Origin of the sequence: Enterobacter sp. MF024 (assembly GCF_005843915.1) — a bacterium.
Taxonomy (GTDB): Bacteria; Pseudomonadota; Gammaproteobacteria; order Enterobacterales; family Enterobacteriaceae; genus Enterobacter; species Enterobacter barmai.
The window spans coordinates 267,399-285,323 of sequence record NZ_VCBB01000006.1 but is presented as its reverse complement, the minus strand read 5'-3'; the positions used below and the strand labels follow the sequence as shown (position 1 = coordinate 285,323).

The window sequence follows — 17,925 nt, the reverse complement described above, 5'->3', positions numbered from 1 at the left end:
GATATAATCTGACAGCCATCTTTAACAATAATCGATAACTGCCAGATCAGGTCTGAACTAAAAAACTAAAAAGCAGACTCCCCGTTTATAGCTGTCGCTGCTCCAAACTTGTATATATCGTTTGTATTTCGCCTTTTAAGCTTTCGCCACGGTACACCATCGACGTATCGTATCGTTGATACTTATCCTCTCTCGCAGCGCTAAACCAGTTAAACGAACCCACACACAATAACCCGTCATCGCCAATCACAATTTTACTATGAACGCGATTGACCAGTTTCGCAGTGATGCCTATTTCAGTTAGCTTTTCCACAGCTTCGTTAAGACTCTGCTGCTTTTCTTTACGCTTTTGATAATCGGTATGTTCGATATTGAAATTTCTATCCGTTACAACTGTGATATCAATGCCGCGCGAGCGGGCCTGGATCATTGAATCCAGAAAACCGGTTTGTTCCAGTTTTTTCCAGGCTAACCACGGAGAAACAATCGTTATGTTCTTTCCGATAGTGCCAAAAGTATGGTTCAGAAACGCATCATGCTGTTCCACACCGTGCAAAGTTGAGATCTGCGTTTGTGCTGCGCTTAAGTCTTTGCGCTCCTGAAACTCAAACTGCAATGCATTGCTGGTGGACGCAAACAGGTATTTTGCCAGCAATCCACGTGGCGAAGAGCCTGGCTGGATCTCAAACAAGTCCATATCACCAAAGACCAGGAAGCTATCTTTAGCGCGGGATACGGCAACGTTTAGCATGCTACTGTCGCTGTCGATAAACCCACCATCTTCATGTTTCGAATAGACCGGGGAGAAGAGCACGATCGCTCTTTCTGCCCCCTGCAGCGAGTGCACTGTACCAACTGTTAGCGAATCCTCATCACCGCTACAGTTAATGTCGAGCTTGCGTAATGCGACTTTGATAGCGTTGACCTGCGCTGAAAATGGCGTCACGACTCCAACCACTTTATGTAACGGTTTGTCGTAATGACGTTCGATTTCTTCTTTATGAGCCGTGAGCCAGGCCGCTATTGTCTCTGCTTCAAAAGCGTTATAGCGGCTCCCACTGTTTGCCTGCATGCCTTTGCCATCAATATGTAAATAACCCATTGCAGGGAAAAGCGTCTCATTTTCTATTCCCCGCTTTGGTTGTAACTTGCCGTGATAGCACAGCGTATTGCAGTATCCGATAATATTATCGAAGCAGCGACGGTGTTCGTACAGATACATCCCACGGGCTAAATCCGGATCGTAGTGATAGCGAGAATTAAACTGGGCAATCTTCATTACGCTACCCGATGCTGCACTTTTCCCTGAACCACACACCAGGGCATAGGCATCCGTGAGCTCTTCCTGGGTACCGCCAGGAAGAATGTTCTCCTCCACCATATTACCGATATCAATACTTGGTAAACTGTTCCAGATAGGTGCAATCTGTTCTGTGTCGCCAATCACTAGCGCTTTCTTCGCTAGTGCGAAGGAGGCAGCGGCCACTTCGGGAAGCACCTGCCCGGCTTCATCTACGATCAGCAAGTCGGCAAAGTTATATAAATAGTTACCATCATATTTCTTAGTCCCGCCGACAAACTCACTAGTCTTCATATGGTTAGGGAGCATGTAGCAGGTCATCACGACGCAGGGGGTGAGCTTCATTCTACGCTGCCAGCGGGCTTTTACGCTTTTCGCCCCGCGACGGCCTTTTTCTTTCTGAAGATTATCAATCGCCGCCATATCCATCAGCCAGCGACCTTCCCAGTAATGGGTCGCCAACAGGAATGCTGGGAAGCGGATCATCATATCGGCAAGCTCATCAGCTCCAGCCAGGCTCAGCTCCTCTTCGCTTGTATGCCCCAGTAACTTGGTCAGTTCATGCCAATATCGGGTAGCCTCACTTTCGCGTCGGGAAACGTCTTGAGCAAGATCAATTTGCTGCTGATATCCATCCCGTTCTGTCTGCACCTGGGCAACAAGGCCGTCGATATACGCATCGATACCTTCAGGTGCGGTACCCTGGAATGCGGCCATTCTTGTGCCAAATGTCTCGTCCAGGAAGAGGTTAATCTGGTAGTGGCGCTTAGTACGGACTGCGGGAATCCAGGAGAAGATCGCATACACAATCGACTCACCCGCACGATATTGCTGCCATTGTTTTTTGCCTTGGTTCAAAAATGCGATTTCATTCTTGCTATCGAGCAATGACGTACTTTTGTTCCGAATATATTGGTCGAGATCTTCGCTAATAGCATGACGCTCCTGGCGAATAAAATTCAGGCATTCCCATGCGGTCTCGATGTCATTTAGCTGCGCGGACTGCTTGGTTATACACTCATGCAAAAGATCCACGACGCGTTCGGGAGAGCTGCAATCCGACGATGGGAACGCCGCCCTTGCCTTCTCCAGATAGAAAACCTTTGCCTCTTCAACGTATTCCAGAGATTCAACGCGGTTAAAAAAATCATCCGTTTGGTATTTTTTCGCTGCGTCAGCCTTACGGCCAGATGACGGAAAGTAAGCGCCATAGCTTTTTAGCTCAGGCAGCCAGCGCCCGGACATAGCTCCGGTGCCAGTGGAAAAATCCTTACCGAAGGCTTCGATAATATTGGTCACGGCCTGATTATTGGTTGAGGTGGCAATAACCACCGGCGGCTCGGTTTTATTGAGAGCCGCTCTTGCCCATTCAGTGGCAATGATAGAGAGAACCAGAGTAGTTTTTCCGGTTCCCGGCGGGCCATTAACCGCGAGGATATCGCCAGATTGCTGGGTGAGATAATGGCCTAGGGCATCTCGCTGCGCCATTGCCAACGGGAACTCATCCCCGGAATGTCCCAGACGCTCGCAGAACATTGCATTGGCGGCAAGGAGAGGTTCTACAGATGGCATTACAGTCGAAGCAAAGCGCGTTAGTAATGGAACCTCTTTTTTGCACGACAGCAGATGATCGTACATGGGCAGGATATGGATACTGGCCCCTCCGGGTTGGTTGGCTTTAATAATGTAGCCGTATCCAGTTGGTTCGTATTGCTCGTGGGTAGAGAGCCATGTTTCGGCCACGTTTTTCAGGAGATTCTTTGACTCAGTTAAATACTTTTGCCACTGCAACTGATGCTTTGCATAGCGTTCAGCTCGTTGTTCGTCATTTTCCTCAAGGCGTTGCTGTTCATCATCCTCACCGAAGGTGATAGAACTATGCGTGGTTTTGTATTTGTCATATTGCGCCATATCTCCAATGGAGAAGGTGCCTTTGGGGAGAGGCTCAAGTAGATCACGAGGAATGGTGGTTTCCCCAGTGGGGAATAAAAATCCTTCACGGTTCAGGAGAGCAGAAGTCACTAACGGGGTGACGATACCCGGCGCTCCGGCTGTCCGCTCTTTACCATGCTGTATCAGGCGGATCCAGGCTTGTGGGCGTAGCATCACTTCAACGGTTTTCACCGTATCGACTTCCCCCTCAAAAAACGCGCTGACAATTTCCTCATTCAATCGTCCCGTTGAGATATTCATCCACTGGGTGAATGCATCCGTATCTCTACGCTCAAATGCCCCTTTGCCAGACTCGGCATCTGCTAAGGAATTACGCCAATATGACGCAAATCCCTGAGTGTTCCTGTCCATTACTCATCCCATGACTTAATAAAAATTATTGATTTCGTTGATATAAATTCAACACATGGTTAAGCATTGTCCACGATGCGGTGTCGTTCGCAATAATTTTTGTATCGCTCTGGTACATTTGACAAATTATACAAAGGTCATAACTTGCTGAGAGTTATCTATTAATGGGAGCCTTAGTTAAGCCAACTCGACGATCTTCCATCTGTTTCATTGCTTTGCCAGCCCAATTGTTACCAACGTCAAAAAACGAAGTTTGAACGGCAAAATTCAATTTCAACTCACAAAATACTATGTAAATCAGTAAGTCGTGATATTATCTTACATTACCCTTATACCCAGAGTCACAGCCATGATCCGCTGCCACCTCGCCAGAATGATGGGCGAACACAAATTGCGCATTGCAGACGTTGCCAGGGAAACTGGGCTCAGCCGCGCCACAGTGACCTTGCTCTATAAAGAGACGGCACAAAAGGTAGATCTAAATGCCATTAAGCAGATCTGCGTACTGTTTGATTGCACTGTTGGTGAGCTATTGGAATTGATACCAAGCCCAAATGACCAAGGAGCGACCTAATGGCCTCTGAAGCAGATACTCGAGCGAACTATATTGATCCAGCTTTGGTTTCAGCTGGTTGGCTATCGAGCAACATCAGCCGGGAGCATTACTTCACCGACGGTAGAAAGATGGCAGGTGGTGTGCGTGGGCGGCGTTGTTTTGTGGATTATCTGCTTCATAAAGACAGTCGCTATTTGGCAGTGGTGGAAGCTAAAAAAGAATCCGAGCATCCTACGAAAGGCCTGCAACAAGCCATCGACTACGCTAAGAAGCTTTGCGTTCGTTTCGTCTATTCAAGCAACGGTAAGCAAACCTACGAATTCGATCTGGAAACAGGCAAAGGCGACTATATTGAGTTCTATCCAACACCTGTAGAGCTAGAAAAACGCTATACAAGTGAAACTACGGGGTTAAGTCAAGAACTAAGAAACATCCCGTTTCACTTGGAAGGAGCAATGCAACCACGTTATTACCAGGAACTGGCAGTCCATTCCGCTACAGACGCAATCGGTGAGGGTAAATCCCGAATCTTGCTCACACTGGCTACTGGTACTGGTAAAACATTCATTGCCTTCCAAATCGTTCATAAAGTATTTCAGGCTCGCTGGAACCGCGACAACCCCGGTTCGCGCAGACCGCGTATTCTGTTTCTGGCCGATCGTAATATCCTTGCAGACCAAGCCATTAACACCTTCAACCCCTATGAAAAAGATTTGATTAAAATTAATGGGGAGGAAGTTCGCAAGCGCAATGGCGTGGTGCCTACCAACGCACACATCTTTTTTGCGATCTATCAGGCGATTGCGGAACGGGAAAACATTGATGGCTACTATAAAGCCTATCCCAAAGATTTCTTTGACATGGTATTGATTGATGAATGCCACAGAGGTGCTGCCAATGAAGCAGGTTCCTGGCGAGCCATTCTTGATCACTTCAGTAGCGCTGTGCATTTGGGTTTGACTGCCACACCAAAACGCACAGACAACGTGGACACCTATGAATATTTTGGCCAGCCTGCCTATGTGTATTCACTAAAGGATGGTATCAACGACGGTTTTCTCACACCATACCGGGTTAAGCGCATTAGAACTAATTTGGATGAATTAGTTCTCACCAATGATGATGTCATCGTCGAAGGTGAATCTAGTCAAGATTTATATCAGGTAGAAGATTACGACCGCAAAATCATTGTAGATGAACGCACTGAGTTGGTTGCGAAAGCAATTTTGCAAAACATCAACCCGCTGGATAAAACTATTGTCTTCTGTGAAAACCAAAATCATGCGCTAACCATGCGCGATATGATTAATAAAAACAAATCAGTTAAAGATCCGCATTACTGTGTACGGGTCACCAGTGACGAAGGCAAGATCGGTCGCGAACTGCTGGAAAAATTTCAGGACAATGACAAAAACATCCCTACCATTATTACCTCATCACAAATGCTCACTACCGGCGTTGATGCCCGTAACGTACGCAACGTAGTGCTGGATCGAACCATAGACTCAATGGTGGAGTTCAAACAGATTGTTGGTCGTGGTACTCGAGTGTTCGACGGTAAAGACTACTTCACCATCGTGGATTTTCGTGGTGCGACTAATAACTTCTATGACGAAGAATGGGATGGCGAGCCCCAAGCCCCCGAGCCGGGTGGCACCAGAGAACCTACGCCGCCACCTTATTCACCCGAGCCACCAGTAGGCGGCGACAGGCCAGAACCCGAACCAGGCGAGCCACACCCACGACTGAAAGTAAAACTAGGTAAGTACCGTGAGCTCAAGGTCATTGATATAGAAACCCGCTATATCGACGAGAATGGTAAGCCTCTCTCGATTCAGGAGTTTGTCGAACGGCTAATTCAACAATTGCCAGGACTATTCAAAAGCGTCGATGAACTCAGAGACATCTGGTCAGACCCAGACCTACGCGAACAACTGCTGGCCAAACTGATACAAGCTGGCTTTGACAAAGAGCAGCTATCCGCTCTGCGTCGAATGTTCGAGGCCGACGACTGCGACATATTCGATCTACTAGCATTTTTAGCGTTTGAACAACCCATGGCTACACGCAGATCCAGAGCTGAGGCTGTACGGACTAATAACGCCTTTTTTGATCAATACAAAGAGGCAAAGGCCAAGCAATTCCTGCATTTTGTCCTGAAACGCTATGAACAAGACGGCACTACAGAGTTGGCGCGTGAGCGCCTGCCAGCCCTAATTGAACTATCCGGCCTCGGCACCACCAAAGATGCTTCTATGGCATTTGGCGGCAAACCTGCGCAATTGCTCGCTGCATTCAAACAACTACAACACCAGCTTTATCACGTGAGCTAAATAATGGAACTGAACTTAGCCCCAAACCCATTGCACCAACATGCACAGACTCTCCGTATTGATAAAATCGCGACGCTGATTGGCGAGAACGGCTCTGGTAAATCCAGTATTTTACAGTCAGTATTTGAACAACGATTAGCAGGAACAGACCATGAAAATCTCAAGGTCGTGTGCTTCTCCTCCGGCCAGAACGAGAACTACTCAGCAAAGTTCAGTACCTATCTAAATAAAGAGCGGAAAGCCGGTCGAGGATTGAGCCTTGAGTGTTTTTACTATGATAAGTCTTGGTCTAAGTTGTTAATTTTTTTAGCTACCGCGATCAAGCGTAAAGGAAAAGTTCGGGCTTTTTTGGCTGAGCGCAATTATGTAGTTGAGACTGAGATTAATGAAGGAAGTGATCGAGAAAAAGACGATCTAAGTACAATCTTGAAATGCACTTTTAAGGTTGATAAAAACTACATCGCACGTGTGCAAGATGCACTTAGCCGTGAAGAACGTGGAGAAGCGGACACACTACGTGCAACGCCATACTTTCGTTCACTGGAAAGCTTTATTACAAACCTGATTTCCCGTAGCTATGAGTTCGAAGAGCCCATTCGAAAGCAAAGCATCAATATCACAGCCAATGGGTTAATCCAGGTTTCTTTCGACTACCCTAGGCGAGTTCAGGCTGGCGATGACGAAGCCGGTGCGCCTAACGCCCAAGCTACCAGCTGGGACCCGGAAGTGGCCTTTTTTACTCAAGCCGCTGATAACAACTACTTTATAGATAAGTCTCGTTGCAAGCTGGTATTCAACGGCAATATCGAGCTGGATCAGCTCAGCGATGGTGAATATCAGCTCCTGTTCCTGTATGCGCTAATTGACCTTTTCGACTCTGACAGCACCCTGTTCTTATTCGATGAGGCAGACTCTCATCTTCACTATAAAAACGTTGAAAAACTTTGGGCTCTGCTGCACGGCATAAAAGGGCACGCCATCACTACCACACACCTTCTCGACTCCATTTCGGCCAAAGAGAATCGTATCGAAAACCTGAAAGTCGTGGAAAAAGGGCGGATCAGCGAAGACAACAAGATTAAACAGTTGATCAATCGCCTGAGTGTACTTTCACGCGCAAAATCCGTTGAGTTTGAGGTATGCGGCAAACTACCAAATATAGCGTTGTTAGATGACTACAACGACTGGGTTATCTTTACCAAACTTGCAGCACATGCAGGTTTAGATGTAGACCGGCTATCCACTGTATATGCCATGAAAAAGTCTTCGAGCTATACAACGGCAAGCGAGACCTTTGGCAAAGGTAAGATCGATTGGCTACATAGCCTCAGCAAGATAGAGTCTCCTCTGCTCACAACCAAAATATTTATGATATGCGATCGGGATGAAGCAGTATTAGATTGGAGCGCGGCCAATGGTGTACAAGTGAACGGGCAGGTGTACCGTAACTTGCTCAATGCCGTTCAGTGGCCGCACGGTATGAGGGTGACACCATATTTACTTGCATGGAAACGTAGAGAAATCAAAAACTACTTACTCTCATACACAGCTTTGGCGCATCACCATCTTCTCGGTCAGATTAATAATGGTGATATTGCTCAGCGTAATCATCTACAGCCCAACAATCCTAGTGATAATGAAGATATTCGCAGGCTGAATGTTAAAGATGTCATCAACCCGCTAATTAATACCGACGGCGAAGGTTTAAATCCTGAAAAACTACAAGCCTATATTGACCTGATTCCGCCTGACGAAATCAGCGAAGACATCACTAATATGTACAATTTTATTATCGGAAAACTCTAAGCATGTCACTACAACAAAAAATTAGCCGCATCACCGACATTCTGCGCCGTGACGATGGTATCAGCGGTGCCATGCATTACACAGAACAAACCTCTTGGGTATTGTTCCTGAAGTTTCTCGATGATTACGAGTCCGAAAAAGAAGACGAAGCAGTATTGTCCGGCAAAGACTATCAACCCGTACTGGATAAGGAACACCGCTGGACAACCTGGGCTTGCCCAAAAACTGCCGATGGTAAGCTGGATTTGGCGCGTGCTAAAACAGGAGATGACCTGACCGATTATGTGAACAGTCAACTTTTCCCTTACCTGAAAAGCTTCGCCAACGTAACAGTAAATGGCGTAAACCCAAAATCCTTCACCTACAAAATTGGCGCGATATTTCAATATCTGGATAACAAAGTGGCCTCTGGTCATACCCTGCGCGAAGTGCTGGATATTGTGGATAGTCTGAACTTCCAGTCTGAGTCCGATTTATTCGAGCTTTCATTGGTCTACGAAGGCTTATTGCAAAACATGGGCGATGCTGGTGGTTATGCGGGTGAGTTTTACACCCCTCGCCCTGTAGTGCGAGCTATGGTGCAAGTGATAGACCCCAAGCCCGGTGAGAGCATTTACGACGCGGCGGCAGGTTCATGCGGTTTTTTGGTTGAAGCCTTTGAGCACCTGAAGAGCAAAAAGAATGAACTCTCCACCGAGCAATGGGACTTCATTCAGCGCGATACGTTCTTCGGCTATGAAAAAACCTCCCTGGCGTATGTCATGGGGATGATGAACATGATCCTGCATGGTATCGAGTCGCCCAATCTATTCCGCGGTAATACACTGACCCAGAATATTCGCGATATTCAGGAAAAAGACCGTTACAACATTATTCTGGCCAACCCGCCGTTTGGCGGCAAAGAAAAGTCGCAGATTCAGCAAAACTTCCCCATCCAAAGCAACGCCACCGAGTTGCTGTTTTTACAGCATTTTATGAAGACCCTGAAAAGCGGCGGCAAGGCGGCGGTTGTAGTGCCAGAAGGTGTGTTATTCCAAACCAACAGCGCATTTAAACAGGTAAAACAAGAGCTGCTTGAAAACTTTAACCTACACACCATTTTAAGTTTGCCTGCTGGGGTTTTTTTGCCTTATTCCGGCGTAAAAACCAACGTGCTGTTTTTTGAACGCAGCGGCTGCACCAGCGATGTTTGGTATTACGAGTGCGAACCAGAGCAAAAACTCACCAAAAACAAACCGATCACTGATGATCACCTGAAAAAGTTTGTTGCGCTATATAGCAGACGGGAAACCACAGAGAATTCGTGGACGGTTTCAGCCAACAAGTTGACTGAAGAGTATGACCTATCTGCCAAAAACCCAGCCAAACAGAAAGATGCCGAACACTTAGCGCCAAAAGATATCCTTAAGAAAATTCGCACCAAAGAAAAACTGGTTTCTGGTCTGCTGGATGAAATTGAATTTCTGCTGGCGGAGAAATAACCATGGAACAGATTGAAGTTAATGTTCCAAAAGGCTGGAGTTGGAAAAAATTTGAGGATGTTTGTGTCCTTAAGAGAGGCTATGACCTTCCAACACATGCAAGGTCGGTAGGTAATATCCCTTTATATAGCGCAAACGGTGTTACAGATTACATTGATCAATTTAAAGTTGAGGGACCTGGAGTTGTTACTGGGCGAAGCGGTACGATCGGTAAAGTGCATTTCGTTGAGAGTGATTTTTGGCCACTAAATACAGCACTGTATGTGCAGAAGTTCAATGGAAATTATCCACGCTTTATAAAATACTTCCTTGAAATCTTTGATTTAACTCGTTTTTCATCTGGGGCAGCAGTACCTACTCTAAATCGAAACTCTTTTAGTTCAGAGTTGGTATGTACACCAGACAGCATCGATGAACAAAAACGCATCGTCGAAAAACTCGATGCACTACTCACCCGTATCGACGTTGCCATTGAGCATTTACAGGAAAGCGCCTCGCTTGCTGATGCACTCTATGCAAGCGAACTCAATAATATATTTAGTTCTGGTGATAATAAGTGGCCATTAAGAAAAATAAATGAAGTTGCTGAAGTGGCGCGTGGAAAGTCTAAGCATAGGCCTCGCAATGACAAATCATTGTTTGGTGGTGATTATCCGTTCATACAAACGGGTGATGTACGAAATGCACAAAAATACATCACAACTTTTTCAACCAGTTATAATGAGAAAGGGTTTCAACAGAGTAAGTTGTGGCCAAAGGACACTATCTGTCTAACAATAGCAGCCAATATTGGGGATGTTGCAATTCTAGGAATGGATGCATGTTTTCCTGATAGTATTGTTGGTATTTCTTCTTCGGAGCTAGAAACCGATTACCTTTATTACTTCCTAACAACACTTCAGCAGCAACTGGACAGTAAAGCGAATGCCGCAGCACAGAAGAACATTAATCTAAAAATTCTATCCGAAATAGAAATTCCAGTTCCCACTCTTAATGAGCAAAGGGACATTGTGAGTAAGATCAATGCTGTCGACCAAATTTCTGTAAGAGTGAAGGCTGAAATCTCTGAGAAAATAACAATGATGCAGCAACTAAAAGTATCAATTCTCGATTCAGCCTTTAAAGGCGAGCTCTAAGGAGGGAGCATGGCTAAGCTATTACCCGAAGATTTCAGCCCTGAAGAGCTGAATATTGAGATTGAAGAAGTATTCCCTAACTGCACGGAAGTATTCTATCTTCCGAGTATAAGTGATCTAGAAGAAGCAGGAATAGACTCGGCTGATCCTAGTAAGTATAAAAGAAAGATTGCACTATTTAACGGTCAGGATAATTTTATCTTAATTTACCCCATATATACCTTACCCACCCATCCTAATTATTTAAAACAGAAGTATGACGAAATAAATGAAATTGGTGTTGAAGTATACCTTGGTTCAGCACCCTATACCAAAGAAGAGGTTTTTGAATGCTTGCAGCTTTTGCCGGCAGGTTTTGTCAAAGACATTCGCTATGGCCTAGGATTAACAAAAGAATACAAGGCGATTATTTCATCTATTGAAGAGCATGCGAAGCACCAATGCCTTGTGATTGGCAAGGAAAAAACGGGCGGCACTGAGTATGAATATTTTCATCTAAATTTGAATGATTATGATGAAATGCGTCGTGCTTGTAACCGCATTACTGAAAGAGCACGGAAAGTTGCGCGCATCACGAAGATAGCTGCCACCTACAACCATATCGCTTATCGATTGGGTGTGGAGCAAAAACGATTGCCTACAGATAATGACGCCATTAGCAAGATGCTTCGGATCAAGATAACGGATACTGATAAGCAAGCAGCTATGAGTATGGTTACGGAAGACAAATCAGTGGTAAAACAAACCGACTCACTCACCTTGGCCAAGTTGAAAAATGATATCGAGTTGGTCTCATTAGAGCGTTTGATTGGTTCTTATGAAGACTTGCTAAACAAAAAGACTAAAGAAGATACCTGGCAGAAACTATTCAATCAGAACCCATTTATCTTGAGCCTTGCCTTCGGCTACCCGGCAATAAAAATATCAGACCAAGCAAGTGTTGGCGGCAAACGTTTGACTGGTGATGGCGAAAAAATCACGGATTATCTAATAAAAAATGGTATAACGAACAACTTAGCACTTATTGAAATCAAAAAACCTTCTTCCGAATTACTGAACAAAAAGCCCTACAGAGGCTCAGTTTATTGCGTCTCCGCAGAACTTACCGGCTCTGTAACACAAGTACTTGATCAGTGTTATCAGCTACAGCAAAACATCGCCACGATAAAGAACAACAATCGAATTTATGACATTGAATCATATGCTGTTCACTGTATTTTAGTGATTGGTACTATGCCAAGTGATGAAGACGAGAAGAAGTCTTTTGAGATGTACCGACGTAATTCGAAGAACGTGCAAATCACTACATTTGATGAGCTCTTACTCAAGTTAAAACAACTGCACGAGTTTCTCGACAATAGCGATGAAAAAGAGGAGGCTGCACCGTGAGCCTACAAACAAATTTAAAGGGCCGCTTAAGAAATACTTCATTGCCTAAGAGTCACGGCCTAATGCCAGTATTTGAGGCGGTGGTAAACTCCATTCATTCTATTGAGGAGACCAATAACACTACTGATGGAAAGGTTATTCTTCGCATCAATCGCACCACTCAAGGCAGCCTAGATTTAGACGCAAAATCCCAATCGCCAATCATCGGCTTCACTATAATTGATAATGGCTGTGGATTTGACGAAGCGAACTTTAAGTCATTTGAAACCCTAGATTCTGACCACAAAATTGACAAGGGGTGCAGGGGTGTTGGCCGTCTGATGTGGCTTAAAGTGTTTGGTCTGGTCGAAGTGGAAAGCCACTTTTTCGATGTTGATGATGAGCTTAAAAAACGCATATTTCGCTTCGACGATAAATCGGGAGTCCACGGTGAAAAGGTTGTAGAAGCCACATACGAAAAACCTGGCACCATTATAAAACTGCTTGATTTTGATGAAAACTTTCGAAAGCAGGTTCCTGCAAAAGGCCAGTCCATAGCCAATCAGTTGCTGGAACATGTTCTATGGTATTTCGTACGGCAAGGAAGCGCACCCAAGATACTTCTAGAAGACGCGGACGAGGTGTTTGACCTCGATCTTTTGCTCCAAGAGCATATGCATGCCAGCGCCTTTCTCGAAACAATAACAATTCGTGACCACCAATTCGAATTAACTCATATCAAATTTCGTGCATCCGTTAATAAAAAACACCAACTGGCACTCTGCGCAGCTAATCGACTGGTTAAAGAAGAGTCCATTCAAGGAAAAATTCCTGGACTGTACGGAAAAATTTCTGACGTTTCCGGTGAGTTTACTTATACATGTTACATATCTTCCGACTACCTGAACCAACATGTGCGTAGTGAGCGTACCTCCTTTGATATTGCTGAAGATGTTGAGGACATGCTCAACGAAGTAAGCTTTAAAGACATTAGAGAAGCCGTGTTGATTCGTACCAAAGAGTACCTGCAAGATGTTCTGGCAGAAAACGTGTCGGCTGGCCGCAGACGAGTGGATGATTTTATCAACAATCATGCTCCACGCTATCGCCCCATTGCCAATTATGTTGCAGAAGAATTTTTGATCGTTGACCCAGAAAAATCAGACAAAGAGCTGGAGTTACACCTGCATGCTCAGTGGTATGAGGTGGAGCGTCAGTTGGTGAGCGAAGGCCATGACATCATGCTGCCTCAGAATAAGGAGCATGTAGAAGAATATAAAGAACGGTTAGGCGACTACCTACGCAAAGCAGGAGACCTTAAAAAATCAGATCTTGCCAATTACGTTTCACACCGCAAGGTTATTATCGACCTGTTACAAAAATCTATTGAGCGGCTAGAGGACGGAAAGTACGCCCGTGAAGATATGATTCACGAACTAATCATGCCTATGCGCAAGGATTCCGTCGAGGTTTTCCTAGACTCTTGTAACCTTTGGCTAATTGATGAGCGCTTGGCATTTCATAACTATTTGGCTTCTGATAAAACGCTCAATTCGATGCCAATCACTGGTAATGAATCAACCAAAGAGCCAGACTTGCTCAGCCTAAGAGTATTTGATAATCCACTTCTTGTTAACGACCAGATCAGCTTTCCACTTGCAGCCATCACAGTTATCGAAATCAAACGCCCCATGCGTAATGATATGCGAGAAGGTGAAGATAAAGACCCTATTGATCAGGCGCTCAGTTATTTAGAGCGGATACGAGAGGGTAAAGTAACTACAAAATCCGGTCGCCCAATTCCGGGAAATAATGATATACCGGGCTATTGTTATGTACTTTGTGACCTTACTGAATCCATGCACCGGCGCTGTCGTCGAGCCAATCTGCGGATCACATCTGATGGGATGGGCTATTTCGGTTATAACGAACCTTCCCATGCCTATATTGAAGTGATTAGTTTTGACCAATTAGTAAAAGCGGCTAGAGAGCGTAACCGGGCATTTTTCGACAAGCTTGGATTACCTTCCGCTTAGGATTGGTAAAGGGGAGTGAGCAATAGAATTTACTGTGTTGCTAATGTCAGGCCGCACTGGTGGTACAGGATTACAAACTCTTGCATCTTGCTTTATCGAAACACGAGCCCTTCAGCAATCGATATTTTGGAGCAGTAACGTTGAAAAACTGAATTATTCCATTTTTCATAGTTAGATTTTGGCCTGAATTATCAATTTTTCCCCAAAAATGGCTGCATGCCTGAGCACACCATATATGCTTCCAAGTTACTGTAATAAAACGAATAAAATGTTGGGTAAAGATTGACATTGCACAATATCGGTCTTTATCAACCGCAGGATCAAAAAAGACGTCAAGCTAACTTTACGACTAGGCGTCTTTTTTACTTAGAGCCCAACTTTACGAAATGAATTTTATAAAGCGGAACTGTCGCCCTGCCGATTTACTCTATCAATCTTCGAGAAATCAAACGGATTAACCCCCTTTTCCCGATTCGTATCCAGATAATCTGCCCACCATTGCAGCATTAGCCTGCGTTCACCCAAGTGTTCAGCCTTATGGATATAAGCCGCACGCACAGAACTACGCTCCTGATGGCTCATCTGCCGCTCTACCGCATCTCTAGACCACAGCCCCGACTCAATCAACGAACTACACGCCATCGTCCTGAAACCATGTCCACAGACTTCCGTTTTTGTGTCATAGCCCATCACTCGAAGAGCCTTGTTCACCGTATTCTCACTCATCGGCTTACGGGGATCGTGATCGCCTACGAAAATCAGCTCTCGATTCCCATTCATGCTTTTGATCTTTTCCAGAATAGCTATGGCCTGACTCGATAAGGGAACAAGATGAGGCGTCCGCATCTTTGAACCACGTTGAGAATGCTTAACACCTTCCAACGGTTCACGCTCACCCGGAATCGTCCACATGGCAGTATCAAAATCTACTTCTGACCAGCGGGCAAAACGCAGCTCGCTTGAACGGATGAAAACCAACAAAGTGAGTTCAACCGCCAGTCGGGTTAACGGTCTACCAGAATAGTGATCAATGCGATGAAGTAATTCAGGAATGCGATTAAGTTCCAGAGCAGCACGATGCTGTCTTTTCGCCGTAGCAACCGCACCGGCAATCTCTTGCGCGGGGTTGTAGTCGATTAAGCCGCTCTGAACGGCAAACCGCATAATCGCGGTAGTGCGCTGCTGTAAACGGGCGGCGACTTCGAGTCGTCCGGATGATTCCACAGCTTTGATGGGTACAAGAAGATCCCGCGTCTTCAGTTCCGCAATGTTCCGCTTACCGATAGCAGCAAAGAGATTATCTTCGAGACTTTTCAATACACGAGCGCTATGCGCTGAAGACCATTTCTGATTGCTGGCATGCCAGTCTCTGGCAACCACTTCAAACGTTATCGCCTCTTGCTCCTGCTCTACTTTAACGGCTTTCTTGTTTTCACTGGGATCGACGCCATTAGCTAACAGCTTACGGGCTTCGTCCCGGCGCGCCCTGGCATCCGCCAGCGAAACCTCAGGGTATTTCCCAAGCGCCAGCATCTTCTCTTTACCACCGAAGCGATAACGTAGCCGCCAGTATTTGGAGCCGTTAGGATGAACCAGCAAAACCATACCGTCGCCGTCAGTAAGTTTATAGGCTTTTGCTTCAGGCTTAGCCGAACGAACCTTCACATCACTCAGAGCCATGATGAGTCTCCTTTCAAAGGTTCTGTGTGGGTACAAACATTATCGAACCGGGATATACCCGCAGTTGTACCCTCATCAGTAAGTTGATGTAGATTGAATCAGGTTGACTTAGGTTGAGTGAAAAAGCGCGGAAAGCCTTGCGGATACTGGATTTCAGGCACAAAAAAAGACGTCCGTTGACGTCTATTGATGTTCCGATGGTGCCGAAGGCCGGACTCGAACCGGCACGTATTTCTACGGTTGATTTTGAATCAACTGCGTCTACCGATTTCGCCACTTCGGCACTGAAGGGGATGCGGAAACGTTGTGGATTATACCTGTCGCACGCCGCCATGCAAGCGGCGACGTACGGTTGTTTCGCTAAGTGTCCAAAAAACCAGCGTAACCCACGCAGCCCTTACAGGTCCGACACCGCATAGCGTATCAGCCCGGCGGCGTTCGGCTCCGGCAGGGCCAGCACGTTGTTCCACAGATCCTGCACCAGGTCGCAGCTCTGCTTCTCTTTGCCCTGCCCTTTTTGCGGTGCCTGCAGCAACTCGATATCGTCGCCGTACTTCGTCGTCAGCTTCTGGACAATCGGTACCACATCCGTCTCGGCCTGTTTAATCTCCTGCGGCGTCACGGTGTGTTTATCCGGCCCAACGGCGGCGCGCATCATGTCGACGTCGGCCTGCATGCGGCGCTGCATCAGATCCTTATCCAGCAGACGCATCGGGTTGACGCCGCCCTTCACCTCCGGGTAGAGAAAGCGGAAGCAGCTGTCATCGCTCACCTTCTGCATGGCGGCGGTCTGCTCCATGTTGAGCTTCATATACGCCACCACGTTGGCGTCCGGGGCGGTTTGCAGGCGCGCCATCTGCAGGTGCAAAATCTTTGGCTGCAGGGTGTCGATAATTTGCTGCTCGTTTTTACCCGCTTTCTGCAGAGCCAGCATCTCGTCCTGCACCTGTTTGCGGAACGCAGGTTCCTGCTCCTTGATCACCTGCCACACCGGCATGCTGCTGAGCGCGGTATCCAGCTGCTGTTCGGTGCTGGGCGCGTTGTCGCGATAAAACCAGCCTGCTGCCACCATACCCACCACGACGGCGATGGCGATACGTAAACCCTTTTTCATCATTCCCTGCCTTTTGTTATTAAACCGGCACCCCGCTGTGGAAGCGGAACTCGGTGTCGGGCGATAAGATAAGCTCCGCCTCCACCTCGCCAAACAGCTTCACGCGTGGGGTGATGTCGTCATCGCTGACCTGCTGCGCCAGACGCAAATAGTCCTGATAGTGCCGCGCCTCGGAGCGCAGCAGCGACAGATAAAACTTCTGCAAATCCTCGTCGAGGAACGGTGCGAGCGCGGCGAAGCGTTCGCAGGAGCGCGCTTCGATATAGGCGCCGCAAATCAGCTTGTCGATCAGCGTCAGCGGCTCGTGGGTGCGCACGGCTTTCAGCATCCCTTTAGCGTAGCGGCTGGCGGTGATTTTGACGTAGGGAATGTTACGCATCAGCATCGCCTCCCGCACCTGCCAGAAATGGTGCAGTTCCTCTTTAATCAACAGCACCATGCTGTCGATGAGCGCCTGGCCCCAGGGGTCGTCGGTCTTCGGCATCACGCTTTTGCCAATCTGCTTGTGCAGGGCGACAAAATCCGGTTCCGGGCCTTCGCGGAAAGTAAAAGCTTCGTAGGGTCTGAGCCACTCGAGCAGCGCGTCGGCTCCGCTCTCGTCGGCAACGTATTTTCGCACTAATAACAGCGCGGTCTGGGCGGCTTTGAGCTCGCACACCATGTGGTCGGTGAGCAGCAGCGGCAGGTTCGCCGGGTCGCGGGCTTTATCAATCCAGGCTTGCGGGGTCGGACACTGGAGGAAGTTTAAAACAGGGGCGAGTATCTGCGGGTAATCCATTATTTTTCCTGAAGCGGCAGCCGAAGCTGCCGC

Annotated in this window: 11 protein-coding genes and 1 tRNA gene; 7 read left to right on the top strand and 5 right to left on the bottom strand. The window is 46.7% G+C overall.

Annotated elements, in window-relative coordinates:
* Positions 1 to 85 precede the first annotated feature (85 nt).
* On the bottom strand, positions 86 to 3,604 hold the full coding sequence (locus tag FFB58_RS13430; protein WP_138370136.1) for an AAA domain-containing protein: 3,519 nt from the start codon (positions 3,602 to 3,604) through the stop codon (positions 86 to 88).
* 349 nt (positions 3,605 to 3,953) lie between these two features.
* Here FFB58_RS13430 and FFB58_RS13425 point away from each other — a divergent pair, with 349 nt between their 5' ends.
* Genes FFB58_RS13425 through FFB58_RS13395 form a run of 7 tightly spaced genes read left to right on the top strand, consistent with a single transcriptional unit; the run spans position 3,954 to position 14,320 of the window.
* Positions 3,954 to 4,178 carry a helix-turn-helix transcriptional regulator gene (locus tag FFB58_RS13425; protein WP_040077403.1) on the top strand — a complete coding sequence of 75 codons (225 nt, stop codon included), beginning with the start codon at positions 3,954 to 3,956 and terminating at the stop codon, positions 4,176 to 4,178.
* Complete coding sequence (hsdR, locus tag FFB58_RS13420) at positions 4,178 to 6,493, top strand: EcoAI/FtnUII family type I restriction enzme subunit R (protein ID WP_138370135.1); 2,316 nt, start codon at positions 4,178 to 4,180, stop codon at positions 6,491 to 6,493. Before FFB58_RS13425 ends, hsdR begins: the two co-directional genes overlap by 1 nt.
* Positions 6,494 to 6,496: 3 nt before the next feature.
* A complete protein-coding gene (locus tag FFB58_RS13415) occupies positions 6,497 to 8,299 on the top strand; it encodes an AAA family ATPase (RefSeq protein ID WP_138370134.1) in 1,803 nt (600 codons plus the stop codon).
* A 2-nt stretch (positions 8,300 to 8,301) separates the two neighbouring features.
* Positions 8,302 to 9,780, top strand: a complete 1,479-nt coding sequence (locus FFB58_RS13410; protein WP_138370133.1) for an N-6 DNA methylase — start codon at positions 8,302 to 8,304, stop codon at positions 9,778 to 9,780.
* Between the two features lie 2 nt (positions 9,781 to 9,782).
* Positions 9,783 to 10,916, top strand: coding sequence for a restriction endonuclease subunit S (locus FFB58_RS13405; protein ID WP_138370132.1), 1,134 nt, complete (start codon positions 9,783 to 9,785; stop codon positions 10,914 to 10,916).
* Between the two features lie 9 nt (positions 10,917 to 10,925).
* Positions 10,926 to 12,305 (top strand): Shedu immune nuclease family protein, encoded by a 1,380-nt coding sequence (locus FFB58_RS13400; RefSeq protein WP_138370131.1) that lies wholly within the window; start codon positions 10,926 to 10,928, stop codon positions 12,303 to 12,305.
* On the top strand, positions 12,302 to 14,320 hold the full coding sequence (locus FFB58_RS13395; RefSeq protein WP_138370130.1) for an ATP-binding protein: 2,019 nt from the start codon (positions 12,302 to 12,304) through the stop codon (positions 14,318 to 14,320). The genes FFB58_RS13400 and FFB58_RS13395 overlap by 4 nt, the downstream gene beginning before the upstream one ends.
* Positions 14,321 to 14,713: 393 nt before the next feature.
* On the opposite strand, the gene FFB58_RS13390 is transcribed toward FFB58_RS13395, so the two are convergent.
* The 4 genes from FFB58_RS13390 to miaE form a co-directional block, all read right to left on the bottom strand.
* Positions 14,714 to 16,000 carry an integrase arm-type DNA-binding domain-containing protein gene (locus FFB58_RS13390; protein WP_138370129.1) on the bottom strand — a complete coding sequence of 429 codons (1,287 nt, stop codon included), beginning with the start codon at positions 15,998 to 16,000 and terminating at the stop codon, positions 14,714 to 14,716.
* 198 nt (positions 16,001 to 16,198) lie between these two features.
* A tRNA-Leu gene (locus FFB58_RS13385) sits at positions 16,199 to 16,283 on the bottom strand.
* A gap of 114 nt (positions 16,284 to 16,397) precedes the next feature.
* A complete protein-coding gene (locus tag FFB58_RS13380; protein ID WP_286172736.1) occupies positions 16,398 to 17,072 on the bottom strand; it encodes a topoisomerase II in 675 nt (224 codons plus the stop codon).
* Between the two features lie 61 nt (positions 17,073 to 17,133).
* Positions 17,134 to 17,892 carry a tRNA isopentenyl-2-thiomethyl-A-37 hydroxylase MiaE gene (gene miaE / locus FFB58_RS13375; RefSeq protein ID WP_138370127.1) on the bottom strand — a complete coding sequence of 253 codons (759 nt, stop codon included), beginning with the start codon at positions 17,890 to 17,892 and terminating at the stop codon, positions 17,134 to 17,136.
* Positions 17,893 to 17,925: the final 33 nt, after the last annotated feature.